Genomic DNA, 25,781 nt, shown 5'->3' with positions numbered 1-25,781 from the left:
TGTAATTATCAGTACCATCATAAGGTTTTTAATTCCCGACAAACACTACATGAGAGCGAATCCAAAGAGCAAAACGCAACATGAAAAGGAGAATAATTATCAATACAGAGCAACCAAAAGAACAAGGGCCAAACCCACAGAAACTAATATGTCTGAAATATTCCAATTTTCGGCCCCTTCCCTGCTCGCAGCTGACGAAGAAAGCCTTACATGGCAAAATTTTCTTGGCTCTAACATAAATGGAATTCCGCGACGTGCTTGAGTGGACTGAAAAAATGAGCGTAGGCTCCGAGGCTCTGGATGAAGACCACAAGCGCCTCATAAGCATGCTGAAAGAACTGAATACAGCTCTGAAAGCGGGGAGCCCGGCAGAAACAATTCGGGACATTATGGTCGAGCTGGCCGCCTACACAGATTACCATTTCGCCGCTGAAGAAAGAGTGCTGCGTATGGCCCGCTATGAAGGGCTGGATGAACACATAGAAGCTCACAACAAGTGGCGCGAGCGTCTCTCTGAACTGCAAACAACCCTAGAAGGCAAAGCAGATCGTCGTTCAGCTCTCAAACTATCTGACTTTTTGTCTGATTGGCTTATACGCCATATCTTGGGTGATGATCAGAAATTCAAGCCAGCAATTGAAGCCTTGGTCAATCGACGGAAGGCGGGCTCTGGAAATGATGGGAATCAATCCACCCCGGAATCATAATTATAAAAGCACTTCATCAATCAAGGGATGCCATCCTTTACGGTCTTCCACCTCAACAACCCACAGATCATCGTCATAGCCCCGTTGACGTGCGATATAGGCATCGGCCTCCTGCTCGGTAACAGCTTGCTCACCCGTACCACGCATCCAAGCGGGACGACCGTCAGGAAGACGGATCTGGGACAGAACCCAGCACCCATTCCCCAACGTGTTCACCTTTACAAGAACAGCACCGGCATCCGGATCACCGGATACGACAACCGCAGCAAAAACGCCCCGGGACTGGCATTGACGTAGCAAGGCTTGGACCCGTATACGGGTCCGCAGGCGAACATCCCTGTCCATCAAGCCGTACGTAAAATCAGATGATATCCAAACGCTGTCTCGACTACGTCGGACATGTCACCAACGGACAACGCAAAGACAGCCTTGTCAAATTCTGGAACCATCATACCGGGAGAGAAGGAGCCAAGATCACCGCCCTCTTCCGACGAAGGGCACTCTGACACAATCCTAGCAGCCTCAGCGAACTGCACATCTCCGCTACGGATCTTGTCACGCAAACGGATTACTGCTTCTAGAGCAGCAGCTTTTGATCTTTTTGAGGCCGTATCCGGGGCATCTGCGTGCATTAACAGAATATGGGAAGCGCGAACAGATGTACTCATATGACTCAAGACCTCTCTATTGCAAGAAGGGGAAGAGACAACACATCCAAGCACATGTCAAGACAAGGGGGCAACGGGACCTCAATCTTGAACCCAAATTCAGAAAAACATCTTGACAACAAAAAAAGCCCCACCGGAGGATCCGGCAGGGCTACGAACGATAGACTTTACCATCTCACATAAGACAGAAAGCTGAAGCCACAATACGCGATTAATGTAAGTGAGCGGCCATTCGCGCGATCTCATCTTTCAGACGCAACTTCCTGCGCTTGATATCACTGACAAATTCAGGATCCGGGACCGGCCTTCGGCTCTCCACCTGCAGGACAGCTTCAAGTTCCGCATGCTTCATCCGGAGGGACTCAACCCGGGCATCGACACTCATCGTAGCTTCTCCCTTTTCCTGCTGGTAAGAAACACGCTAGATTTTACGCCTGCCCGGCCACAAAGGCCATAGAAATTCACAACGCCTTGTTACACCAAAAGTTTTCATCACTTTCTCTTGAACTGCCCATTCAACAGACTCCCGGAGATTAAAATGACGGACAAACCTCGCATGGTGGTTGGCATCAGTGGTGCTACCGGGGTCATATACGGCGTCAAGCTACTGCGTATGTTGGAAACTGTCGGCATAGAGACCCATCTGGTCATGAGCCGGGCGGCCGAAATTACACTGGCATACGAATCGAACCTAAAGATCACGGACGTTCAGAGTCTGGCAACCGTACACTACCGAATTGATGACCTAGCAGCTGCTGTATCCTCAGGTTCCTTCCGAACCATGGGAATGATTGTGGCGCCCTGTTCTGCCCGTTGCCTGGCAGAAATCGCCACGTGCGCCGGAAACAACCTGCTGACAAGGGCAGCGGATGTCACCCTCAAGGAACGGCGGCGCCTAGTTCTGATGCTCCGGGAAACCCCCCTGCACCTTGGGCACATCCGTAACATGGCTACTGTAACCGAGATGGGGGGAATTATCGCGCCCCCCGCACCAGCTTTCTATACAAGACCGCAGAGTCTGGAAGACATGGTGGAACAGGGCGTAGGTCGTGTCCTAGATCTTTTTGACATTGAAATACCAACAGTCCCACGCTGGGGGAAAGATGTAGGACCGGAACCGCGCCCTACGATGCGGCAGACGACACCTTGAGAAAAGGCGCGGATCCGCCCGTATATATTCCCAATGCTTTTGCAGTACACACAAGGACATCATCGGCAGCAAGTAACCGCGCCCCAGTTGTCACATCTTCCAATGGAACGGATGTAACAGTCCCGCTCTTCCATGCCACCATACGCCCCCAAGCCCCCTCCGCGACAAGATCGACCGCCGCGGTGCCGAAAGCAGAAGCAATAAGGCGATCACGGGCAGAGGGGATACCGCCACGCTGCAAATGGCCCAGAACGATGGGACGGGTTTCAATGCCTGCCATACCGGCAATCCGGTCAGCAAGATAATGTCCTATGCCGCCATAACGCTTTTCACCGCCGGAATAAGTTATAACAGCACTCTGACCGTCTTCACGCCGCACACCCTCGGCTACAACGATAACAACGTGGCTTCTCCCGGTGTCCAGAACAGCACGGATCTTGTGCGATACCTCTTCCAAGGTATAAGGCAACTCAGGTACCAAGATAATATCAGCACCACCGGCGATCCCTGCCGTCATGGCTATATAGCCGGCGTCACGCCCCATAACCTCCAGAATCATGGCCCGGTGATGGGATGCTGCTGTGGAATGCAGCCGGTCCAATGCTTCCGTGGCAACATCTACAGCTGTGGCAAAGCCAACAGCATAGTCTGTACCGTGCACATCGTTATCGATTGTTTTCGGGATTCCGACCATCCCCAGTCCGGCACGACGACAGAGCTCGGACGTAATGCGCATGGATCCATCACCACCCACCACAACAACGGCATCTAGGCCGAGCATTTTGGCACCCTCGGCGAACTCTGGCGAGAAATCACGGTATGATCCATCTGGCATAGGAAACTGCAGAGGATCTCCTTTGCTGGTAGTGCCCAGAAAGGTACCGCCAGACCTCAGGCAGGATGAATCCATGGCGCTGCCGCCAAGCTCGACATACCGCAAAGGACGCGTAATCAGACCCGAAGTTCCATCGAGAATACCATATACCTTCCAGCCGTACTGTTCATGCGCTGCGCAGGCAACGGCACGCACCACAGCGTTGAGACCGGCACAATCACCGCCGCTTGTCATAATGCCGATTGCACGATTGACAGACATAATACACCTACCCCTTAACTCTATCGGTATACTGCACAAAAGCAGCCATACCCCTTCCACAAATTTTCTGCTAGTATCAAATCAATCCAACATTTTATGGTGTCCTGCCGACGATGATTGATGATGAAGAGAGGGAACAGGTTCTGTCCCGCCTCGCCGAGCTCCGGGTTGAGCATCGCGATCTTGACGAAATTATAAGTCGACTTGGCGATGATGGCCAGAGCAATCAGCTTCAGATTGTTCGCCTGAAGAAACGGAAACTTCTTCTCAAGGATGAGATATCTAGGGTGGAAAGTACCTTGGTACCCGACATCATCGCTTGAGCAGAAACTTTTATGCCTTCTTGGTGCCACGCAGCGCCATACGCACTCTCAGCCCTGAGTCTGTCTCCCGCAGGATTGTCTCCGGCTCATCACCCGGAAAGACAGGATGCATGCCCGAGCAAACCCGCAAGGGAAAATGGCTGCCCCCGCGCGGAACATCCATCCCATCAAGCCTTGCTTCAATGGCGGCAATGGCCCGTGATGCTTCCGGCTCACGAGCTGGAAAGGAAAGCAGCCCAAGCCCAGCCCCACCGACTGTCGTCACCACATCTGTTTCCTGAACAAGATCGGATACTGATTGGGCCATGGTCTCCATCGCTAGGTGCAAACCATCCAGCCCATAGTTCTCATGAATCCAGTCATGGTTCTCAAGCCAGAAAAGCGCAAAAATCCCACCGACATGACTCTCAGGTGGCAATGACAAGATATGCTCCATAGCCCTGTGCAAGGCCCGCATGTTGTCAATACCTGTCCACGGATCTTGGAAGATCCTTGTCTCCAGCCACTCCTGACGTCTGCGCCCTTTCTCGAGGTCTCCACGCAGAACGGCGATTTCCGCGACAGCACGCTCCAGAGCATCACGGGCAGAAGGATGGATATGGACAAGATCAATGCCCAAAACATCAACGGGGTCTATAACCGGTGGATGGGGCACCCCCCCCTCTTCGTAGGCCAGAAGGGGATTCTTCCCGTGCCGGAAATGACGACCACCGCCTGCCCCTTTCCTCCAATGCGAAGGATCGACGGATCCCGTCCCTTTAACTCCAGCCATATACGCCCCCGCACCATACCGAAGATATTCCCATTCTATCAGTAAAAAGCCGTTAGTTCAGCACCGGCACGCTTTCTCGACAATACCAACGGAATTTATCCTGCTGCATTCGCTTGCAAGCTCCTGTTAGCTCCCTATAATGCCGCCTCTTCCCGGCTGAAAGCCCCGCATAAATGCAAAGAGGCCATGATGAACGGCACACAGGGTACTCCTCTCTCGAATCCGGTTGCAGGGATTATCATGGGAAGCCAGTCCGACTGGGAAACCATGCGCCATGCAGCTGACCTGTTGCAGGATCTTGGCATTGCCGCAGAAACGCGGATTGTATCAGCCCACCGGACACCAGACAGGCTCTATCATTACGCAACGTCGGCCCGGCACCGTGGCCTGCGTGTGATTATTGCGGGAGCAGGTGGAGCCGCCCATCTTCCCGGTATGTGCGCTGCATTGACCCCGCTTCCTGTTTTCGGGGTCCCCATTGAAAGCAAAAATCTCAAGGGAATGGACAGCCTGCTGTCGATTGTACAAATGCCGGCCGGCATTCCGGTCGGGACATTGGCTATCGGGAAGGCAGGTGCCATCAACGCAGCTCTTCTGGCCGCATCTGTCCTTGCCCTCAATGATCCGACCATAGCAAACGCGCTAGACACATTCCGGGAGCGTCAAAGCTCCGGTGTACAAGAGTATCCGGTCAACCAGGAAAGCTGACATGCCCCTCACACCATCGACCACGGCAAGAGAAAGAGATAACACCCCTCCCGTTCCTCCCGGCTCTGTCATTGGTATTCTTGGAGGTGGTCAATTGGGGCGTATGCTGTCTCTGGCAGCGGCCCGTATGGGGTATGCGTGCCATATCTATACACCGGATCATGACAGCCCGGCTTCGACGGTCAGTGCTAAGACCACGGTTGCTCCGTGGGACAGCCGGGATCACTTGGCCGCATTTGCGGACCAAGTTGATGTCATTACCCTAGAGTTTGAAAATATACCCCTTGATTGCCTTGACTTTTTGTCGCAGCGCACACGGGTCCATCCTAGCCGCCCTGTCTTGGAAACGGCACAGGACAGAATAAAGGAGAAGACATTCTTCTCCGCTTTTGCCCAAACCGCGCCGTGGGCACCTGTCTTTTCTGACAATGATCTGATGCATGCCGCTGAGGTCACGGGAACCCCGGCTATCCTTAAAACCAACCGCCTTGGTTACGATGGCAAAGGACAGATTCGGGTCGAAACGCAGGCTGAGCTTGCCAAAGCTTGGGATACCTTGAAAACAGACTGTGCCATTCTTGAAGGCTTTGTTGCATTCAGGGGAGAGGCATCCATCCTGATTGCACGGGGAAGGAATGGGGAAACTGCCTCTTGGGATCTTGCTTGGAACGAGCACCGCAACCACATTCTCGATACGTCTTCGGTACCCGCGCCCGTGTCTGAGATCGTTACCGCCGAAGCCCTGCGCATTGCACATGAAGCCGCAAAGAGATTGGATCTAACAGGCTTACTGGCTCTTGAGTTTTTTGTAACCCATGACGACAGAATTCTGGTCAATGAAATGGCGCCCCGCCCCCATAACTCCGGACACTGGACTATGGACGGCAGCTACACGGACCAGTTTGAGCAGGCCATACGTGCCGTATGCGGTCTCCCCTTGGGAGATACGCGCAGACGCTGCGCCGTTACGATGAAGAATGTGCTTGGCCACGATGTGACCAACTGGCCGATGATTCTTGAAAACCCCCTCGCCCGCCTCCACCTTTATGGAAAGGCGTCGCCACGTCCCGGTCGCAAGATGGGACACATCAATTTTCTGGAAGGATGAGAACGTGCCCGCAACAACCTGGTCTGGACGCATCGCCCCGCAAGGGGGAAACCGGTTGTGATAGAGGAGTTACTGAGGGAATGGGGGTATCTGGCCATTCTTGTTGTGACCTTTCTGGAAGGTGAGAGCATTGTTATTCTTGCCGGTGCAGCAGCCCAACAAGGAATCATGAATGCGGAGCTGGTTGCACTGACCGCCTTGTGCGGTAGTTTCCTCGGAGATCAGTTCTACTATACGATAGGCCGTTATTACGGCACGCCACTCTTGGACCGGCGACCATCACTGCGGGGCAAGACAGAATGGGCTTTCCGGCTTGTACGCAAACATGAAACTCTTTTCATTCTCAGCTTTCGTTTCATCTATGGCGTCAGAAATGTCAGTCCGTTTGTGATTGCCATGGCCGGTGTCCCGCGCATCCGCTTCATGTGCCTGAACTTCATTGCCGCATCGATATGGGCCATGGCCTTCACGTCGATTGGTTATTTCTCCAGCAAGGCTCTTGAACGGTTCTTTGGGGAACACCAGATGAAGGTTCTGATCGGTGTGGCAGCGGTTGCTCTTGTCTTTGGCGTTTATTCATTTCTGCGTGGCTTGATCAATAAGAAGAAAGCTCAGGCTTCGACAGATGCAATCGAAGAGCCGGAACTGACAGAGACAGACGGCTCCAACACACCACGGACTGGGTGAAACAATGTTTTCCAGTAATGAAAAACAAAGCTGTCCACATGAGGGGTGGAGTCCGGAAACAGATCATGGCGATCTGCTCAACCTTGTATTCCAGTTGGATGATGCACTTGGCCGTTCTGATACAGCACGCTTTACCCGTCTGTCGGAATCTATTGTTGACCGACTGATTTCACACATGCGGGAAGAAGGAAGCGCACTGGGGCATCAGTCATACCAAGCAGCCTGCGAATACCAAAAAATCAACAGGGCTATAGAGTTACAAGGACTGACGCTCCTTTCCATGCTGGAGCGCGACACGTCACCCAGGGTTCTTCGGCAATGCGCCGAAGGCTTCCGGAAGATTGTCGAGAAAGAAATATCAGCAAGCAAACCGCACTACAAAGAAGAGAACCAAAACAAGCGGCAAAACCTCGAAACCTCTTGACATAAAAAAACCTAAGGGCGAATTATGCGTCATGTGTTTCTTTTTATATGAAGCAAACATCAGGGGAAAAACGTGGGACGCACTTTATCAGCTTGTATGATCTTCTCTGCCATTGCCTTGTGTTTGACCAACGACGGGTGGGCATCAGAGATCAAATACGTTGCAAGCACAGCCATTGTTGAACACCCTGCCTTGAATGCCATACGTGACGGTCTAAGAGATGGGCTTCGCAACAAGGGCTATGATGACAGCACACTGAAATTTACGTTCGAAAGCGCACAGGGAAGTCCGGCTACTGCGGCCCAAATTGCACGCAAGCTTGCCGGTGCAGGGCCTGATGTTATTGTCCCTATTACTACGCCATCAGCACAGGCTGTTGTTGCCTCCTCCAACCATATTCCTGTTGTATTCTCAGCCATATCGGACCCTGTGGGTGCCAACCTTGTCCAAGATCTTGATAAACCCAGCGCCACTGTAACAGGTATTGCTGATATCCCAGATTTTGGGAAAAGCTTGGCGATGGTCAAGGCCATCGTTCCTTCTGCGCAGACAATCGGCATACCCCATAATCCAGGCGAGCCCAATGCTGTTGATGCACTTGCAAGAATAAGGGCTGCAGCAAACATCACAGGAATCAAGATTATAGCTACGACAGCACACCGCTCCTCTGATGTGCAAGCAGCCGCACAGGCCCTTGTTGGGAAGGTGGACGCAATTTACATACCCCTCGACAATACTGTTGTCTCTGCCTTGGAGAGTGTTCTGAAAGTCGGAATTGACAATCGCATACCTGTTTTTGCAACCGATACCCACTCTGTCGAACGTGGATCAGTTGCAGCACTGGGGTACGATCAGTATGACATCGGCCTTCAAACGGCTGACATTGTTGATAAAATCCTTAAAGGGGCAAGGGTTTCGGACATTCCGGTTGCAATGCCCAGACTGGTGCAGCTCTATGTCAACGCAAGAGCAGCTGAACAAATGGGCGTTAATATCCCTCAGGATGTCCTGAAGCAGGCCGCCCATGTCGTACGTTAGACGACTATCTATCATTTCTTATACAGAGCGATAATCATCTAAAAGAGAGATGATGCACGTCGAAATGAACAGATATATGAATATATTTATTGCAATAAATCGAAAGTATCATCAATGCGGCTAATCATTTACAACATAGGATGGAATACTAGATTATATGTCCTTGATATCATTTCTTGGATCCGTTGAGATCGGACTTGTATATGGCCTGGTTGCACTCGGCGTCTACTTGTCATTCAGGGTTCTTAACTTTCCTGATCTGACGGTTGATGGAAGCTTCACGCTGGGCGCTGCTGTTTCTGCGGCCCTGATTGTTCAGGAAGTTGATCCCTACCTTTCGTGCCTTTTTGCTATTTCTGCAGGCGCCTTGGCTGGCAGCGCAACCGCCTTTCTTAATATTCGCTTCGGTATCCTGCACCTTCTGGCCAGCATTCTGGTCATGACTGCATTGTATACTATCAACTTGAGAATTATGGGACGCCCGAATATTGCATTAATTATGGAGCCAACCGTCCTTGATCCCCTCGAGAATCTCAGGATTGCTCCGCATTGGATAAAAGTTATGGCCGCAGGTAGCGTGGCCATAGGAGCCGCGGTATGCCTTGCGCGCTTCCTGAACAGCCGAATTGGCATTGCCGTGCGCGCAGTCGGTAGCAACGAACGCATGGCGCGGGCAAATGGTATTTCATGCTCTCGCAAAATATACATGGGAATGGCCATGTCCAATGGATTGGTGGCAATGGCTGGCGCACTGTTTGCCCAAATGAATGGCTTTGCCGATTCAACAATGGGGCTTGGAACCATTATTATTGGCCTTGCCGCCGTTATTATTGGGGAGAACCTTTTTCCATCCAGAGTCATTCTTGCATCAGCTCTCGCTTGCCTAGTTGGATCCGTACTCTACCGTATTTCAATCGGGATTGCCCTGCATGCTGACTTCATTGGCCTTACAGCATCAGATCTTAACCTGATTACTGCTATATTGGTTGGCCTAGCGTTAATTCTTCCCCGGCTGAGAAGAGAGTCTGCTGCACGAAGAGCAAGGATGCAGCAAACGTCATCAGCTCCGGGCGCTTCGCTGTAAGGGGAACAAGGCATGATACGCTGTCACAACCTGTGCCTGACATTTAACCACGGTCTTCCAAATCAGAAAAAGGCCTTAGATCACTTATCACTCGATATCCCTGAAGGAGAGTTTGTCACTGTCATTGGATCAAATGGCGCCGGAAAATCGACCCTTCTGAATACATTGGCCGGAGATCATCTTCCTGATCATGGCCACATAACTATTGATGAGCACGATGTCACAACGTGGCCTACACATAAACGCGCCAGCCTTGTGGCAAGAGTCTTCCAAGATCCAGTCGCCGGAACCTGTGGAGACATGACACTGGAAGAGAACCTAGCGATTGCCAACGGTCGCGGTGTTTCAGGAACATTCAGCCAGGCCTTGGACCAAGGCCTCAGGGATCGTTTCCGAGAATCGCTGTGTCGCCTTGGCCTAGGACTTGAAAACAGACTTACAATCCCAATGGAATCACTATCCGGTGGACAGCGTCAATCTGTCAGTTTGTTGATGGCCACCTTGCGTCCGTCAAAAATTCTGTTGCTGGATGAGCATACAGCAGCCTTGGATCCCAAAACGGCTTCCATGGTCATGGCATTATCGGATCGTGTCATCCGTGAACATAATCTGACGGCACTAATGGTTACACACTCCATGCGTTACGCACTGGACTATGGAACACGCACCATTATGCTACATGAAGGACGCATTGTTCTGGATATAGCTGGGGATGAACGGCACAGCATGACAATTCATGATCTTCTCGACATGTTTGCCAAAGTTCGCGGTGAAGAATTGGATAATGACAAACTCTTACTGGAATGAACCTATGTCATAGGGAATCGCAGCTCAGGCCCCCCTGCGCCCGCGGCTTTCCAGATCTTCCCTCAAAATTTCCAGCTCAAGCCACTGTTCCTCTGCTTGTTCAAGAAATGCTTTCTTTGCCTCAAGACGCTCGACCGTTTCTGAAAAGGCTGATGGATCGACAGCATAGAAATTGGGGCAAGACAGCTTTGCCTCCAGCGCCGCAATCTCTTTCCGTGCTTGTTCTATAGTCTTTGGAAGCTCTTTCAAAAGCCGGGCTTGGGCGTATGACAACTTTGTCAGCATACGCGGTACCTCTAAACGCTCGGGGCTTACATTCTTTTTCGTAGGTGTAACCGGTACCGTATCATCAACCCGTTTTCTCTGGCGTTCGTAGTCAGAGTATCCGCCAGGGTATTCACGGATAACACCCTCCCCCTCGAAGACAAGACTGGACGTTACAATACGATCGAGAAAGTCACGGTCATGGCTGACCAACAACAGCGTTCCGTCATAGGATGACAGCGCATCCTGCAGCAGATCCAGTGTATCCATATCCAAGTCATTTGTTGGCTCGTCAAGAACCAGCAAGTTGGACGGAGCCGCCAGTGCCTTGGCCAGAATCAGCCTGTTACGCTCCCCCCCTGACAAGCTGCCAACCGGACTGCGTGCCTGGCTCTCACTGAACAGAAAATCGCGCATATAGCCGACAACATGACGCATGGTTCCACGAACATTGATAGAATCACCACCGGTATCCGCCAACGTATCCCACACCGTCTTTTCAGGGTCGAGTAGGCTTCGTGTTTGATCAAGGAAAACCGGAGACAAAGCGGTCCCTAACCGGACAGAGCCGGAATCCGGAGCAAGCTCGCCGAGAAGTATTTTCAACAGGGTCGACTTTCCGGCCCCGTTCGGCCCGATAATACCAATCCGGTCCCCACGCAAGACACGCACCGAAAGCGGCTTGATGACGCACCGCCCCGAGAAGGTCTTTGCTATATCAACAGCCTCGATCACCAACTTCCCAGAGAGAGCACCGCTCTCAATTCCCATCGCCACACGCCCAGCTTGGTCAAGCATACCGGCGCGTTCCTGACGCATATCGTAAAGACGCTGCACACGCCCCATATTCCGCGTTCTTCTGGCTTTAACGCCTTGGCGCAGCCACTCCGTTTCCTTGGCAATCAGCTTGTCAAACTTAGCCCTCTCAACGGTTTCCTGCTCCAGAATGGTTTCGGCCCATTCCTCAAACGCAGAAAAACCCCTGTCCAGTCGCCGAACAACACCACGATCAAGCCATAGCGTAACATTTGTCAGATTATTCAGAAAAGCGCGATCATGCGAAATGACAATGAAGCCACTGCGACAGGAGCGCAGCTTCGTTTCCAGCCATTGAATGGTGGGGAGATCCAGATGGTTGGTGGGCTCATCCAACAGCATAATGTCTGGATCACAAACCAGAAGACGGGCAATGGCAGCCCGACGCTTCTCCCCACCGGAGAGCAGGCACGGGTCAGCATCAGGGTACAGACCAAGCTCATCTAGAAGAGGCGTGACCCGATGCAGGGCATGGTCCTGATCCCCCTCAAAGCCACCTGCAACATAATCGTATACAGAACGGAACCCCGACACATCCGGCTCTTGAGGCAACCAAGACAGCCGGATACCAGGCTGCACAAAAACATCGCCATTTTCAGGGTCAACCTGACCGGCAATAATCTTCAGCAGCGTCGACTTTCCGGACCCATTCCGCCCAACCAAGCAGATACGGTCACCACGCCCAACGGCCATGTCAACGCCATCAAACAGGGGAAGGCCACCGAACCCAAGCCGGACATTTCGAAGGGAAAGAAGGGGGGGAAGCGCCACGCGGTATCATCCTGATACAAAGAATAAATACATTTAACGCCAGTACCCGATTCGGTACAGGTCTGTGGGATGTAACAGAAAGGCCTGATTTGTTCAATCTTCGGCCCGTATATGCTTGCATACGAAAAACACAGATATCATCATGGGGCGCGATTCGTTGACTCTCGGGAGATCATGCACCCCATGGACATTCTGGTCCTGGCGGCCCTTCTTGGTATTGTTGAGGGCCTGACAGAGTTTCTACCCATTTCATCAACCGGGCATCTGGTGTTGCTGGTGGATATGCTTGGCTTTGCCGCGCCCCCGGGCAAAACGTTCGAGGTCGCCATCCAGATCGGGGCCATCATGGCAGTCTGCGTTGCGTACCGTGCTCGCCTGTGGCGGGCTGTCAGGGGCTTGACGCAAGACGCTACGGAACAGGCGTTCGTACGTAATTTGGTAATTGCATTCTTACCCGCCATGCTGGTTGGGGCCATGGCCTACCCTCTGATCAGACAAGCACTGGACAGTCCCACAGTCATTGCCTGCATGCTTGTAGCAGGCGGCATCGCCATGCTAGCCATTGAACGACGCAGCATCACACCAACACTTACTGCTATTGAAAGCATGCAAGCTGGCACAGCGCTACGTATAGGGATCTTCCAATGCATCGCCATGATACCCGGTGTGTCTCGTTCCGGGGCAACGATCATGGGCGCTTTGCTTGTTGGTGTTGAACGCCGCATAGCTGCGGAGTTTTCTTTCTTCCTTGCCATTCCAACCATGATGGGCGCTACAACATATAGCCTTTACAAAAACTGGAACCTTCTTGAAATAGCTTCTCTGGAACTACTCATAATCGCAACGGCTGCAGCCTTTGTTACAGCTCTCCTCGTTATCAGGGCAGCACTGGCGCTGATCGGCCGGCACGGCTTCTCCCCGTTTGCTTGGTATCGCATTGTTCTTGGCCTAGCTATTTTAGGCTTCCTTCACTCTGGCCTTTAGCCACCACGCCACATTTCCTGAAACGGGAACCCGTGGGAGGCCTCGCATTTTCCGCATAGCATTACGATCGATTGCAGTTGTCATGACCACACCTGAAACTATACGCCAGTACGTGTTCTCAAGCCTGCCGTTCTCATCAGAAGCAGACTGCATCCTGCTGGGTTTTGCTCTCTTTCTTCTGTCTCTGCTTGTCTTGCGTCATGAAACAAAGAGCTGGAACGCTCTTTTCCTGCCCGGTCTTCTCGCAGTTACACTTGCTGCAATTGATGTCGGATTGGGAAGGCCCCTGATCGAGCCGATCAGGGTTTTGTTCCTGACCTGCTTGCTTCCCTTTGTCCTGATTGCAGTTTTCCGCCTGAGATGGGTGCGCTAAGGCAAATCATGCCCAAGAACCACCCCAGACTATATTATGTCATATAAATATGAATAATATAAACAAAGACGTGTACTTAAAAAGCTTAGATGCCAATTTAAAAATAAAGACTAAATAAATAGAACCTGCAAAAACAGATCAGCCGTAGCATAATGATCCCTCTTTGCACTATGAGAGTAGAAGGATGGGTATACCCTTTTGTCCTTGCCTTACGGCAAAAAGGGAGCTTGGTATCTGACATTATGATCAAGAACTCAGAAGAAAATACTCAGCATATAGCTGAAGCGGTAAGCGCCGCACTCTATAGCCGGGATCATACATCCCATATGCTCGGTATTGTTGTTGAGGCCGTAAGCCCGGGATCTGCACGGTTGAGCATGACCGTACGGCAGGACATGGTCAATGGCCACGGCATCCTCCACGGGGGCCTTTGCTTTACGCTGGCTGACACATGCCTTGCCCATGCATGTCACTCTAGGAATATCCGCGCTGTAACGCATTCGTGCACAATAACCTACACGGCGCCAGGACAACTAGGTGACGAGCTGATTGCTGAAGGACAGGAAATCTGGACAAAGGAACGGAACGGTATGGTCGATGTGACAGTCTCCCGGCGGAGTGACGGTGCTGTGATTGCGCTTCTTCGGGGACACGTGCGGTGTATAGGCGGCGTTGTCACAGAGCAGACACCCTAGTAGGATCATGACACACACTATGGACAGACATGAGCCCACCCGTCTTCTTGCCGGAACTGGTCGAGGCTTGAGGCGTATGGATCGCACAGCTGGCCGCTCCGATACCACAATCACAATATAGGGGGTCAAAGTGCTTCCCGCGAAAGTTGAGACGATTATTCTGCTCGACCCGCGATTAGCCCCTATTTATCAGCTTGTTGTACGTCACAAAGGGCACAAAGATTCTCTGAAAATAAAGACAGAGTTACGCCCTAGCCTTCATGATTAAGAATATGGAAACAGCGACTAAAACTGATTTGGCCCATTGCATAAAGCGCACTCTGGGAGAGTAACCGCTAAAGTTACGATTGCCCACGAGAACACGATCGAGCGCTCATCCGGGAAGACAAGGCGCATTATTGATCGAAGGCCTACACAGCACTGAAAGAAAAAGGCCGGACTCCACACACCCGGCCTTCAGCCCTCATGCATGCATGACGTACATTAGTTCAGCGCGCTGACAACCTCTTCTGTTACCTTTTTGGCATCACCAAAAAGCATCATCGTGTTATCGCGGAAGAAGAGATCGTTCTCGACCCCGGCATAACCCGAAGCCATGGAGCGCTTGACGAACAGAACGGTCCGCGCTTTCTCCACATCTAGAATAGGCATGCCATAGATCGGGCTGGATGGATCCGTATGCGCCGCTGGATTGGTAACATCATTAGCACCAATCACATAGGCAACATCGGCTGTCTGGAAATCATTATTAATGGTCTCCAGCTCAAATACTTCATCGTAGGGGACATTGGCTTCGGCCAGCAGCACATTCATATGCCCTGGCATACGACCCGCAACAGGATGAATGGCATACTTGACCTCAACCCCCTCTGCCTTCAAGGCATCGGCCATTTCACGCAGGGCATGCTGGGCTTGGGCAACCGCCATTCCATAGCCCGGAACGATGATAACCTTGGAAGCATTTTTCATGATAAACGCCGCATCATCTGCCGAACCCGCCTTGACGGCACGATCTGTGCCGGAACCGGCAGCAGCCCCTTGCGCAGCCTCACCACCAAAACCACCCAAGATAACATTGAAGATAGAGCGGTTCATGCCCTTGCACATGATATAGGACAGAATAGCCCCCGAAGCCCCCACCAAAGCCCCGGCAATAATCAGCAAGGCATTGCCAAGGGTAAATCCGATCCCACAGGCAGCCCACCCAGAGTAGGAGTTCAGCATAGAGATAACAACGGGCATATCAGCCCCACCAATAGGCAGGATCAACAAAAAGCCCAAGACAAAAGCCATGATCATAAGCAGAAAAAAAATGCTGTGGCTCTCAGACAAGGCAAACACAATAATCAGGAAAACAAGCGCTCCGCCCAGCAAAGCGTTCAGCTTGTGCTGCATCGGAAACTGTAGGGGCTTCCCGGCAATCAGCCCCTGAAGCTTGCCAAAGGCAATAACAGAACCGGAGAACGTTATAGCCCCGATCACAACCCCTAGGCTCATCTCGATCAGTGATCCTGCCTGGATATGACCAACCGTACCGATCCCATAGCTCTCCGGCGACAAGAGCGCCGCCGTGGCAACCAGAACGGCTGCCATACCAACCAAGGAATGGAAGGCAGCAACCAGCTGCGGCAAGGCCGTCATCTTGACTTTCAGGGCAACTACTGTTCCTACAGCACCACCAATGACGATAGCTAGAACAATCAGCCCATAACTATGAACTGCAGGAGAAATCAGTGTTGTCAGCACGGCAATCGCCATGCCGGCCATACCCAGCTGATTTCCCTGCCGGGCACTGACCGGGCTGGAGAGCCCACGCAAAGCCAAAATAAAGCAGATAGCCGCCACCCCATAGGCCATCATGGTCAAACCTGTCACATTCATCATGGCGTGGCGCTCCCTATTTATCCTTTTTACGGAACATCTGAAGCATTCTCTGCGTCACGATGAACCCACCAAAAATATTTACAGCAGCCAGCATCACCGCAAAGAAGCCCAGAACACCCGATGCAGACATATCCAGAGGGCCCGCAGCAATCAACGCCCCGACGATAATGACGGAACTGATGGCATTGGTAACGCCCATCAAAGGAGAATGCAGGGCCGGCGTCACAGACCAGACCACGTAAAATCCAACAAAACAGGCCAGAACAAAAATGATCATCAGGTACCAGAAATCATGACCCTGCCCTGCTGCAGCCGAATGGGCAGCTGAAGAAGCCTGAGCAGCAAGCAGGGATGCTTTTTCAGCCAAATCAGCGGCCGAAGAGGATAAGGCCTTGGCTGCTTCCTGAATAGATTGGGTATCCATTGTCTCCCTTCCTTTTGTCAAACAGCGGTCATCTGCGGGTGCACCACAGCACCGTTGCGGGTGACACATGTCCCCTTGACCAAGGCCTCATCCGGATTGATTTCCAGTTTCTTCGCCTCGCGGTCGGTCAGAAACTGAATGAAGTTGAACAGATTGCGCGAGAAAAGGGCAGAACTATCACCCGCGAGCCGACTGGAAACGTCACGATTGCCAACAATCTTGACCCCGTTATGAAGAACAGTCTGACCCGGCACCGTCAGAGCACAGTTACCCCCCTGCTCCGCAGCCAGATCAACAATGACCGAACCCGGCTTCATGTCTCTTACCTGATCCGCAGAGATGAGAACAGGTGCCTTGCGCCCGGGAACCAAGGCAGTAGTAATCGCAATGTCCGCCTTGCGCAGGAAATCGCCGACAACTTTCTTCTGGCGCTCAAAATATTCCGGCGGCATTTCCTTGGCATAGCCTCCGGCTGTCTCCGCTTCTTTTTCCATTGCTTCATCAACGACAACGAACTTGCCACCCAAAGACTCAACCTGCTCACGCGTGGCTGGGCGTACATCGGTAGCATGGACAATTGCCCCAAGCCGTTTCGCCGTTGCAACAGCCTGAAGACCGGCGACACCAGCACCAAAAACCAGAACACGGGCCGGAGCCACAGTACCTGCCGCCGTCATCATCATCGGGAAAGCACGGCCATATTCAGCCGCAGCGTCAATCACGGCCCGATAGCCAGCCAGATTGTTTTGCGATGACAGAATGTCCATCGATTGCGCCCGTGTGATACGGGGCATCAGTTCCATTGCAAATGCATCAACGCCACGCTCAGCCAACGCCTTGACCAAAGCCGGCTCTGACAGGGCATTCAGATGACAAAACAGGCGGCTACCCCTTGGCAGAAGAGCAATCTCGTCAAACCCATCACCAGCCATCATCGGGCGCGAGACTTTCAAGACAATATCAGCGTCAGAAAGCGTGGAGGCCGCATCGGCACCAATTTCAGCACCAGCCTCGGCATACTGGGCATCTGCAACAGAAGAATGGAGCCCAGCGCCCGTTTCAACAGAAACCCTGTATCCAAGACCGATCAGCTTTTTCACAGTTTCCGGAGTAGCCGCCACCCGGAGTTCTCCGTCACGCCGCTCCTTCGGTATGGCAATTTTCATCAGCTCTTCCTCACATCAAAAACAGACCAGCAACGGCGCACCGCAGGGCAATCACAATGCCCCGAAACAGGAAGCCTTGTGAAGTCAAAACACAGGCCGGAAAAGCCGGCGCAGACCCGCAGCTGGCGGCCAACATATAGCTGTGAATGCCGTGATTGAAACAAGAAAAAGAGTGAACACAAACATAAGCCCAGACTGCGGAGCAGATCTGGGCCAAACAAAACCGACACAACAGCAAATGCGCTAATCTGTCGCAACTGATTTATCAACACTGAAACTTTCACCACAACCGCAACGACCTGTTTCGTTAGGGTTGTCAAAAACAAACCCCGATGAAAACTTGTCGACGCGATAATCCATCGTGGCGCCAAGAACAAACATCAAGGCCATGGGATCCACCAGAATGGTTACCCCCTTGTCCTCGATCACCTCTTCAAAAGGCTTCTTCTCTTCGGCATACTCAACAACATAAGACATGCCGGAACAGCCACGGGTCTTGATCCCAACCCGCAGACCGATCATAGGCTTCTCGGAACGGGCTACAAGGTCCCGCACCCTCTGCGCAGCCGCATCTGTCAACTGCAGGACCTTCTTGCCGGGTTCAGCAAACATCGTCTGTTTCTCCACACAAGCAGGCTTCAGAACATATCCAGGGCAACACGGGCTACTTCGGTCATCCGGTCGGGAGTCCAAGGAGGATCCCATGTCAGCGACACAGATACGCGACCAACGCCCTCTACCCGTGCAACCGCATGAGCGACCTCCTCGGGCATCTCCCCGGCGACAGGACAAGCCGGAGCCGTCAATGTCATGACAATCCGTGTATCTCCGGTATCTCCAATCTCAAGGGTATAGATCAAACCCAGATCGTAGATATTCACGGGGATTTCCGGGTCGTGAACCGTTCTCAGCGCGGCAATAATCTCGTCCTCGCTGGCAACCGGTGTTCCCGGCTCCAGAGGTGTTCCAATCTCGATGGCTTCCCCATCTTCAGCCGGAGGTGGAGGATCATACGCATACATAGGCGGTCTCATGGTCATGGCAGGCGCCCTATTCAAAAAGATCGCGTGCCAAACACAATGCCTTGATAAAGGCATCAATATCGGCACGGTTTGTGTAAAGTCCAAAACTGGCTCGCGTTGTGGATGAAACACCAAGGCGCGCCATCAAGGGCTGGGCACAGTGATGCCCAGCGCGCACGCATACGCCCTGCCGATCCAGAACGGTTGCCAGATCATGGGGATGAGCCCATGTGGTCGAAAAAGCCACAAGACCGGCTTTTCCTGCCGTGGTGCCATGGACAGTCAGCCCCCCCAGATCAGACAGGGCTTCCATCGTAAAGGACAGAAGATCCGTTTCGTGATCAAGGACAGCCCCTCTGTCTATTCCTGCAACATAATCAATCGCGGCACCAAGACCAATGGCCTGAACAATGGGCGGTGTTCCAGCCTCAAACTTGGCAGGCAGGGATGCCCACTCACTTTTCTCAAACGTCACCGAGGAAATCATGTCTCCCCCGCCCATCCATGGCGGCATTCTGTCAAGAAGCGTCTCCCGCCCCCACAAAACCCCGACACCGGTCGGCCCGTATAGCTTATGCGCAGAGAAGACGTAGAAATCGCAGCCAAGCTCCTGAACGTCGACACCCTGATGCACCACACCCTGGCATCCATCGACCAGCACAACGGCACCAACCGCATGGGCCCGGCTGCATATGTCGCGGACAGGCAGGACCGTCCCCAGCACATTGGACACATGGGCAATAGCAACCAAACGGGTACGAGGGGTCAGAAGATCCGAGAAGGCATCAAGATCCAGGGAACCGTCGTCACAGACAGGTGCCACCTTCAGAACCAGTCCCAGCTGATCACGCAGCATCTGCCACGGTACAATATTGGAGTGGTGTTCCAGCTCGGTCAGAACAATCTCGTCTCCGGGTTTCAGAAAGGCACGACCATAGCTGTTGGCAACCAGGTTGATCGCCTCTGTCGCACCACGGGTCAGGATAATCTCTCGCTCTGAGGCCGCATTCAGAAACTCCTGAACCTTGCGCCGCGCGGCCTCATAAGCCAGCGTAGAACGTTCGGACAGCCAATAGGCGCCACGGTGGACATTGGCATACTCTTCCTCATAAGCCCGCCGCATGACATCGAGAACCACGGCAGGCTTCTGGGCAGAAGCCCCCGTATCCAGATAGGCAAGGGGCTTGCCATGCACCGTACGGGACAAAATAGGAAAGTCAGCCCTGATAGCCTCAACATCAAAAGGCCGTACAATTGCACTTGTTGAGGTTACAGCCACAGTCATTGGCTTCGTGCCCCCAACCACGCATGAATATGCTTCAGAATGGCTGCCTGCAGTGCTGGGTGACGAACCATAACAGCAGCCTCGTCCAAGAAGCCCTCGATCAGAAGCGAACGCGCCACATCATCCGGGATACCCCGGGCACGCAGATAAAAGAGTGCGTCTTCGTCCAGTGCGCCTGCTGCCGCACCATGGCTGCATTTCACATCATCGGCGTAAATCATCAGTTCCGGCTTGGTATCCACTTCAGCGCCACGCGACAACATCAAGGCCTTGTGCAACTGCTGGCCATCGGTCTGCTGTGCATCACGGCGAACAAGGACACGCCCTTGAAAGACACCACGCCCATTGCTGTCTAGGACACCCTTCCAGACCTGGTTCGAGGTACAGCCGGCCACCACGTGATCCATGAAAGTTGTTGTATCAACGTGCTGCTCATGCCCCACAGCATAAACACCGTTGACCAAGGCACTGGCACCTTGGCCTGCAAGCTCAACACACAAATCGGAGCGTGACAGACGTGCTCCAGTCAGAACAGAGAAGCTGTCAAGGGAGGCTGAGTCAGCCAAGGTAGACTGTCCGGCCATAAACCATGTGCTGGCACCGTTCATGTTCTGGAGCACCACATGATCCAGAGAAGAGCCTTCGGCCATCCGTGTTTCACGAACCCAGTTGGCAAAGACAGGGTGTTCATCCGCAGAAACATGGCTCTCTGCCATAACAAGGCGGGCATTCCGTCCAAGATCCAGCACAAGACGAGGCTGCACGCTGCGTGCCTGCCCTTCACCAGCGTAAATAGCCACCACATGAACAGGAACATCAATAACGACGTTGTCCGGCACCCTGACAAACAGACCATCGGCCAACACACTGGTATTCAGTGCTGCAAAGGGATGTTCGTGATAGGGCAAAAGCTGTCCCAGAAGCCCCTCCAGAGCGGCTGGCTGCTGTGCCATAACCTGCCCCAGGGGACGCAGGTCGATCCCATCAGGGCGCTCACATGCTGACGAAAGATTGACCGAGCGGGTCAGGGCTTCATCGTAGCAGCCATTCACCAGAACAATGGTCCAGGCTTTTTCAAGAACCAAGGCATGGTTCGTGATAACAGAATCCACGCCCTCAACAGCCCCACCCCGTATTAAGGCCCAGTCAAGACGGGTCAGGTCACGAACCTGCGTGTACTTCCACCGTTCACTCCGGCGCCCGGGAAGCCCCTGTTTCTCATAAGCCTCCATACCAAGACGACGCAAGTCGGACAGCCAAGCAGCCTGACCCGGCACATCCGCGTCATGGTCACACCCGAACAAAGGCAGTGCGGCATTCTTCATCATGACAGAACCTTCCGTTCAGGCCGCAGCATCACGATATCCGGCATAGCCATTTGCCTCCAGATCCTCCGCCAGCTCCGGGCCACCGGTACGAACGATTTTCCCGCCAACAAAGACATGAACCACATCAGGCACGATATAGCGCAGGAGCCGTTGATAGTGGGTAATCACCAGAAAAGAACGCTGGTTCCCCCGCAGGGCATTGATCCCTTCGGACACGATCTTCAGCGCATCGATATCCAATCCGGAATCTGTTTCATCCAGAATTGCAAACCGGGGATCAAGCACCGACATTTGCAGGATCTCGGCCCGCTTCTTCTCACCGCCAGAGAAACCGACGTTAACAGGACGCTTGAGCATGTCATCGCTGACACCAAGTTCGCGCGCCTTGCCTTTGACCAGCTTCAAAAACGCCACGGGGTCGATCTCGGGTTCTCCGCGTGCCTTGCGACAGGCATTCAGCGCCGCCTTGAGAAAAGTTGACATGGCCACACCCGGAATTTCTACCGGATACTGGAACGACAGGAACACCCCGGCACGGGCGCGCTCGTCTGCCGAAAGTTCCAGAATGTTCTGACCATCGAACAACACCTCGCCTTGCGTAACATCGTATCCATCACGCCCGGCAATAATGTTGGACAGGGTGGACTTGCCGGTTCCATTGGGCCCCATCAGGGCATGAACCGTGCCCGGCTCAATAACCAGATCGACACCCTTCAAAATTTCTCGCCCGTCAACAGAGGCATGAAGATTGCGAATTTCAATCAATGACATCTTGTTATTCCTTCTGTCGCAGGCTCAACCAACGCTGCCTTCAAGCGAAATGGAGACCAGCTTCTGGGCCTCAACGGCAAATTCCATCGGCAGAGTCTGCAAAACTTCCTTGCAAAACCCGTTGACGATCAGACCAACCGCTTCTTCCGGATTAAGCCCACGCTGCAGACAGTAAAACATTTGCTCTTCCGAGATACGGCTTGCCGTTGCTTCATGTTCAGTCCGGGCCGAGGGATTGCGGTTCTCAATATAGGGAATGGTGTGCGCACCACACTGATCACCGATCAGAAGACTGTCACACTGTGTAAAATTCCGCGCCCCTTCTGCACCCGGCATAATGCGTACCAGTCCACGATAGGTCTGATCCGACTTACCAGCAGCAATACCCTTGGCGATGATCTTGGACGTCGTATTACGGCCAATATGGATCATCTTTGTGCCCGTATCGGCCTGCTGAAAATTGTTGGTGATGGCAACCGAATAAAACTCCCCTGACGAATTGTCGCCTTGGAGAATGCAGGAGGGGTACTTCCACGTTACGGCCGATCCGGTTTCAACTTGGGTCCACATGACCTTGGCATTCCGCCCGCGACAGGCTGCACGCTTGGTCACAAAGTTGTAGATCCCGCCCCGTCCCTCGGCATCACCGGGGTACCAGTTCTGGACCGTGGAATACTTGATCTCGGCATCATCTAGGATAACAAGCTCAACCACCGCAGCGTGCAGCTGGTTCTCGTCACGCTGCGGGGCCGTACAGCCCTCCAGATAGGAAACGTACGCCCCCTCATCAGCGATAATCAGGGTCCTCTCGAACTGCCCGGTATTCTTTTCGTTGATACGGAAATAGGTTGACAGCTCCATCGGGCAACGCAGTCCCTTTGGAATGTATACAAATGAGCCATCCGTAAAGACCGCCGAGTTCAGACAGGCATAGAAGTTGTCAGCTACCGGCACAACAGATCCAAGATACTGCCGCACCAGATCGGGGAACCGTTGGACCGCCTCGGAAATGGAGCAGAAAATAACGCCCATGTCCTCCAAGCGCTTTTTATAGGTTGTTGCAACGGATACCGAGTCAAATACGGCATCAACGGCAACACCAGCCAAGACTTCCTGCTCTTTCAGCGGAATGCCGAGCTTTTCGTATGTCTTCAGAAGTTCTGGGTCCACTTCATCCAGACTGGCTGGACCCGCTTTCTGACGCGGCGCCGCATAATAATAGGCATCTTGGAAATCCGGGGTTGGATACTTCAAGTTTGCCCAGTCAGGCTCCTCCATCGTCAGCCACAAGCGATAGGCCTTCAGGCGCCATTCCAGAAGCCAGTCCGGCTCCCCCTTCTTTGCGGAAATGAACCGCACAATATCTTCGTTCAAGCCTTTGGGAGCCCGATCGCTTTCAATATCGGTTTCAAAACCGTATCGGTAATGTTCCAGTTCCTTTACGGTTCTGGCTGTGCTGTCTGTTGCCGCCATGCTCCGTCCTGCTCCCTTTGAAACTCTACGCTGCTCAGGCCACGGTCACGGTCCGGGGCACAAACGGCAGCGGATCTGATGCCATATCGGCCAAGGTCACGTCTGAAAGCGCACGGTATACAGCGCCATTCACCCGATTCCAATGACCGTTCATTGGACACAGGTTCCCGATCCCGCATCCATCCGGCGATTCGTCTACACATGATGTCAGGGCAATAGGACCCTCAACAGCCTGCACGATATCGGCAACCGTGATCTGCTCGGCTCCACGCCCCAGACCATAGCCACCGGACACACCCCGGGTCGAGACAACCAGCCCTTCCCGTGTCAGGGTCTTTAAAATCTTGGCGACTGTCGGCATGGGAATACCGGTCTCGCCGGCAACCTGTTGAGCAGAGTGCCGCCCACCAGCTTTTACCATGTATACCAACAAAACAACGGCATAGTCGGTCAACTTGTTAATGCGAAGCATACAAACACCCCTGACATTTGCCTACCATCGGCCATAGATACAGGACCCTTTCAGTCCCTTCTTTAATAAGACTAAAAAGGTCCTGTTTCAAGAGCAAGTTTACCTTGCCGACACAAGAAAAAGACCTATAGGGTCAGGATTACACATATTTAGGTTGGACAGGATACGCCATGACACGCGGTTACATTGCGCCCCTGACTGCAGCTATACTGCTATCAATGATGTCCCCTCAAGCCCATTGCGCTCAACCTCTTGAAGGAACTCCGTGGCTTGGTGCTGCGTTTTCAGGCGACAAAAGCAATCTGGAAGCCTTTGCCAAGAATGGCGGGAAAATCATTCGCCTTTACGGTGAGGAAGATGCATGGGTCCTGGATGAAGCCGCCAAACTGGGACTGAAAGTGGTTATGGGGGTATGGCTTGAGCATCCACGCCGGGGATTCAATCTTGACGACCCAAAAGCTGTGGAAGAGCAAAACGCCCGGATCCGCGACTTTGTAACCCAATACCGCAACCACCCAGCCCTTCTGGCATGGGGCATTGGCAATGAGGTCGAGCTTCTTCAAAGCGATCCCAGACCCGCATGGCGGCTTGTGAACAACACGGCAGCCATGGTCAAGGCCATAGATCCTGAACATCCCACCATCATGATTGTGGCCAATATGGGGGATGAGCATCTGAAAATCTTGGCTGATCATAACCAACATGCCGATATTATTGGCATCAACACCTATGGCGACGGACTGTACGGACTTCCGGATCGTTTGCAAAAAGCAGGCATCCACAAGCCCGTTGCCATTACCGAATTTGGGCCCTTGGGACAGTGGGACGCAGCCAAGAAGGCGTGGGGCGCTCCGCTGGAGCTGACAGGAAGCCAAAAAGCCAAATTTTTCCGGGATGCAATGGCCTTCATAAAGGAAAGCCCGCAACTTATCGGTGGATTTGCCTTCGTGTGGGGAGCCAAACAGGAACAAACCGAAACATGGCACGGCCTTCTGCTCAAAGATGGCAGCTTGACCCCCATGACCGACGCCCTGCTTGAATCCTGGGGACAGGCCGTGATGAACAAGGCTCCAGAAATACGCCATACCCGCATCAATGCCGATAAACACCATTCCGGTGACGATATCATTGCCCACGTTGATGCCATTGACCCGGAAGGACATGCCCTTACCACGGAATGGATTGTAAGAAAGGAATCAACGGACCTGAAAAAAGGCGGAGATATTGAATCGATTCCGGAACAGATACCTGTGCATGTCCGGCACAACAGCGTACAGCAATTAACGTTTATCAGTCCACCGCCCGGGGCTTATCGCCTTTTCATTACGGTACGGGATCCATCCGGGAAAGCTGATACGGCAAACCTGCCGTTCTTGGTTTCCGACCAAGAAACAAACTGAAGGTAGTTTTTGCACATATAGCCTTGGCCACAACCCCCTGCAGCCCGATTGACGCTGCAGGGCAACAGCATGACGATATAC

The 25,781-nt window shown here is 52.9% G+C and carries 30 protein-coding genes and 1 pseudogene; 15 read left to right on the top strand and 16 right to left on the bottom strand.

All coding sequences use genetic code 11. From position 1 onward, the window contains the following. Window positions 1-239: 239 nt before the first annotated feature. Entirely contained in the window at window positions 240-707 is a 468-nt protein-coding gene (locus tag AY555_RS07715) for a bacteriohemerythrin (protein ID WP_082811931.1), read from the top strand. Here AY555_RS07715 and AY555_RS07710 read toward each other — a convergent pair whose 3' ends face one another. The 3 genes from AY555_RS07710 to AY555_RS11580 form a co-directional block, all read right to left on the bottom strand. After that, the gene (locus AY555_RS07710; RefSeq protein WP_066135335.1) at window positions 708-1,052 is read right to left on the bottom strand and encodes a DUF1491 family protein; all 345 of its coding nucleotides are present in this window, start codon (window positions 1,050-1,052) and stop codon (window positions 708-710) included. It abuts the gene before it with no gap. After that, window positions 1,052-1,375, bottom strand: a complete 324-nt coding sequence (locus AY555_RS07705) for a peptidylprolyl isomerase (RefSeq protein WP_066135333.1) — start codon at window positions 1,373-1,375, stop codon at window positions 1,052-1,054. Before AY555_RS07705 ends, AY555_RS07710 begins: the two co-directional genes overlap by 1 nt. Before the next feature lie 211 nt (window positions 1,376-1,586). Further along, complete coding sequence (locus AY555_RS11580) at window positions 1,587-1,760, bottom strand: YdcH family protein (protein ID WP_082811929.1); 174 nt, start codon at window positions 1,758-1,760, stop codon at window positions 1,587-1,589. 153 nt (window positions 1,761-1,913) lie between these two features. Here AY555_RS11580 and AY555_RS07700 point away from each other — a divergent pair, with 153 nt between their 5' ends. After that, window positions 1,914-2,525: a UbiX family flavin prenyltransferase gene (locus tag AY555_RS07700; RefSeq protein WP_066135331.1), complete on the top strand. Its 612-nt coding sequence runs from the start codon at window positions 1,914-1,916 to the stop codon at window positions 2,523-2,525. Here AY555_RS07700 and AY555_RS07695 read toward each other — a convergent pair. Further along, window positions 2,500-3,621, bottom strand: coding sequence for an ATP-dependent 6-phosphofructokinase (locus AY555_RS07695; RefSeq protein ID WP_066135329.1), 1,122 nt, complete (start codon window positions 3,619-3,621; stop codon window positions 2,500-2,502). The two genes, AY555_RS07700 and AY555_RS07695, sit on opposite strands and share 26 nt — an antisense overlap. 113 nt (window positions 3,622-3,734) lie before the next feature. Here AY555_RS07695 and AY555_RS11575 point away from each other — a divergent pair, with 113 nt between their 5' ends. Continuing rightward, complete coding sequence (locus tag AY555_RS11575; protein ID WP_082811928.1) at window positions 3,735-3,944, top strand: YdcH family protein; 210 nt, start codon at window positions 3,735-3,737, stop codon at window positions 3,942-3,944. A gap of 10 nt (window positions 3,945-3,954) precedes the next feature. Here AY555_RS11575 and AY555_RS07685 read toward each other — a convergent pair whose 3' ends face one another. Continuing rightward, the gene (locus AY555_RS07685) at window positions 3,955-4,716 is read right to left on the bottom strand and encodes a diguanylate cyclase domain-containing protein (RefSeq protein ID WP_066135325.1); all 762 of its coding nucleotides are present in this window, start codon (window positions 4,714-4,716) and stop codon (window positions 3,955-3,957) included. Window positions 4,717-4,902: 186 nt separating this feature from the next. On the opposite strand from AY555_RS07685, the gene purE reads away from it, so the two are divergent. The 7 genes from purE (at window position 4,903) to AY555_RS07650 (ending at window position 10,572) form a co-directional block, all read left to right on the top strand. Then, entirely contained in the window at window positions 4,903-5,424 is a 522-nt protein-coding gene (purE, locus tag AY555_RS07680; protein ID WP_066135323.1) for a 5-(carboxyamino)imidazole ribonucleotide mutase, read from the top strand. 1 nt (window position 5,425) lies between these two features. Then, a complete protein-coding gene (locus tag AY555_RS07675) occupies window positions 5,426-6,532 on the top strand; it encodes a 5-(carboxyamino)imidazole ribonucleotide synthase (protein WP_066135321.1) in 1,107 nt (368 codons plus the stop codon). Between the two features lie 57 nt (window positions 6,533-6,589). Next, entirely contained in the window at window positions 6,590-7,219 is a 630-nt protein-coding gene (locus tag AY555_RS07670; RefSeq protein ID WP_245176907.1) for a DedA family protein, read from the top strand. A gap of 4 nt (window positions 7,220-7,223) precedes the next feature. Continuing rightward, window positions 7,224-7,643, top strand: coding sequence for a hypothetical protein (locus AY555_RS07665; protein ID WP_066135319.1), 420 nt, complete (start codon window positions 7,224-7,226; stop codon window positions 7,641-7,643). 72 nt (window positions 7,644-7,715) lie between these two features. Continuing rightward, window positions 7,716-8,681, top strand: a complete 966-nt coding sequence (locus tag AY555_RS07660; protein ID WP_245176906.1) for an ABC transporter substrate-binding protein — start codon at window positions 7,716-7,718, stop codon at window positions 8,679-8,681. Window positions 8,682-8,838: 157 nt separating this feature from the next. Continuing rightward, on the top strand, window positions 8,839-9,765 hold the full coding sequence (locus AY555_RS07655) for an ABC transporter permease (RefSeq protein ID WP_066135317.1): 927 nt from the start codon (window positions 8,839-8,841) through the stop codon (window positions 9,763-9,765). 12 nt (window positions 9,766-9,777) lie between these two features. Next, window positions 9,778-10,572: an ABC transporter ATP-binding protein gene (locus tag AY555_RS07650; RefSeq protein WP_066135315.1), complete on the top strand. Its 795-nt coding sequence runs from the start codon at window positions 9,778-9,780 to the stop codon at window positions 10,570-10,572. Between the two features lie 24 nt (window positions 10,573-10,596). Here AY555_RS07650 and AY555_RS07645 read toward each other — a convergent pair whose 3' ends face one another. Beyond that, window positions 10,597-12,423 carry an ATP-binding cassette domain-containing protein gene (locus AY555_RS07645; RefSeq protein ID WP_066135313.1) on the bottom strand — a complete coding sequence of 609 codons (1,827 nt, stop codon included), beginning with the start codon at window positions 12,421-12,423 and terminating at the stop codon, window positions 10,597-10,599. A gap of 183 nt (window positions 12,424-12,606) precedes the next feature. On the opposite strand from AY555_RS07645, the gene AY555_RS07640 reads away from it, so the two are divergent. From AY555_RS07640 to AY555_RS12335, 4 genes and pseudogenes are all read left to right on the top strand, one after another. Then, window positions 12,607-13,407, top strand: coding sequence for an undecaprenyl-diphosphate phosphatase (locus AY555_RS07640; RefSeq protein ID WP_066135311.1), 801 nt, complete (start codon window positions 12,607-12,609; stop codon window positions 13,405-13,407). A gap of 82 nt (window positions 13,408-13,489) precedes the next feature. Then, the gene (locus AY555_RS07635; protein ID WP_156483337.1) at window positions 13,490-13,780 is read left to right on the top strand and encodes a hypothetical protein; all 291 of its coding nucleotides are present in this window, start codon (window positions 13,490-13,492) and stop codon (window positions 13,778-13,780) included. A gap of 326 nt (window positions 13,781-14,106) precedes the next feature. Next, a complete protein-coding gene (locus AY555_RS07630; protein ID WP_245176905.1) occupies window positions 14,107-14,475 on the top strand; it encodes a hotdog fold thioesterase in 369 nt (122 codons plus the stop codon). Window positions 14,476-14,605: 130 nt separating this feature from the next. Continuing rightward, window positions 14,606-14,899, top strand: a pseudogene (locus tag AY555_RS12335) (hypothetical protein). 59 nt (window positions 14,900-14,958) lie between these two features. On the opposite strand, the gene AY555_RS07625 reads toward AY555_RS12335, so the two are convergent. From AY555_RS07625 to AY555_RS07580, 10 genes are all read right to left on the bottom strand, one after another. Next, window positions 14,959-16,356: an NAD(P)(+) transhydrogenase (Re/Si-specific) subunit beta gene (locus tag AY555_RS07625; RefSeq protein ID WP_066136789.1), complete on the bottom strand. Its 1,398-nt coding sequence runs from the start codon at window positions 16,354-16,356 to the stop codon at window positions 14,959-14,961. A 16-nt stretch (window positions 16,357-16,372) separates the two neighbouring features. Then, a complete protein-coding gene (locus AY555_RS07620) occupies window positions 16,373-16,783 on the bottom strand; it encodes an NAD(P) transhydrogenase subunit alpha (protein ID WP_066135305.1) in 411 nt (136 codons plus the stop codon). Between the two features lie 17 nt (window positions 16,784-16,800). Continuing rightward, complete coding sequence (locus AY555_RS07615; RefSeq protein ID WP_066135303.1) at window positions 16,801-17,949, bottom strand: Re/Si-specific NAD(P)(+) transhydrogenase subunit alpha; 1,149 nt, start codon at window positions 17,947-17,949, stop codon at window positions 16,801-16,803. Between the two features lie 243 nt (window positions 17,950-18,192). Further along, on the bottom strand, window positions 18,193-18,561 hold the full coding sequence (locus tag AY555_RS07610; protein ID WP_066135302.1) for a HesB/IscA family protein: 369 nt from the start codon (window positions 18,559-18,561) through the stop codon (window positions 18,193-18,195). A 26-nt stretch (window positions 18,562-18,587) separates the two neighbouring features. Continuing rightward, entirely contained in the window at window positions 18,588-18,971 is a 384-nt protein-coding gene (locus AY555_RS07605; protein ID WP_156483336.1) for an SUF system Fe-S cluster assembly protein, read from the bottom strand. 28 nt (window positions 18,972-18,999) lie between these two features. Further along, window positions 19,000-20,256: an aminotransferase class V-fold PLP-dependent enzyme gene (locus AY555_RS07600; RefSeq protein ID WP_066135301.1), complete on the bottom strand. Its 1,257-nt coding sequence runs from the start codon at window positions 20,254-20,256 to the stop codon at window positions 19,000-19,002. Then, window positions 20,253-21,584 carry a Fe-S cluster assembly protein SufD gene (gene sufD / locus AY555_RS07595; protein WP_082811920.1) on the bottom strand — a complete coding sequence of 444 codons (1,332 nt, stop codon included), beginning with the start codon at window positions 21,582-21,584 and terminating at the stop codon, window positions 20,253-20,255. Before sufD ends, AY555_RS07600 begins: the two co-directional genes overlap by 4 nt. A 15-nt stretch (window positions 21,585-21,599) precedes the next feature. Further along, entirely contained in the window at window positions 21,600-22,355 is a 756-nt protein-coding gene (sufC, locus tag AY555_RS07590) for a Fe-S cluster assembly ATPase SufC (RefSeq protein ID WP_066135298.1), read from the bottom strand. A gap of 24 nt (window positions 22,356-22,379) precedes the next feature. After that, window positions 22,380-23,828, bottom strand: a complete 1,449-nt coding sequence (gene sufB / locus AY555_RS07585) for a Fe-S cluster assembly protein SufB (protein ID WP_066135296.1) — start codon at window positions 23,826-23,828, stop codon at window positions 22,380-22,382. A 34-nt stretch (window positions 23,829-23,862) separates the two neighbouring features. After that, a complete protein-coding gene (locus AY555_RS07580) occupies window positions 23,863-24,300 on the bottom strand; it encodes an SUF system Fe-S cluster assembly regulator (protein WP_066135294.1) in 438 nt (145 codons plus the stop codon). 170 nt (window positions 24,301-24,470) lie between these two features. On the opposite strand from AY555_RS07580, the gene AY555_RS07575 reads away from it, so the two are divergent. Next, a complete protein-coding gene (locus AY555_RS07575) occupies window positions 24,471-25,700 on the top strand; it encodes a glycoside hydrolase family 2 TIM barrel-domain containing protein (RefSeq protein WP_156483335.1) in 1,230 nt (409 codons plus the stop codon). Window positions 25,701-25,781: the final 81 nt, after the last annotated feature.

Source organism: Haematospirillum jordaniae, assembly GCF_001611975.1.
Taxonomy (GTDB): Bacteria; Pseudomonadota; Alphaproteobacteria; order Rhodospirillales; family Rhodospirillaceae; genus Haematospirillum; species Haematospirillum jordaniae.
Note: the sequence above shows the minus strand (reverse complement) of the source record. Positions and strands in the feature narration are given on the sequence as shown.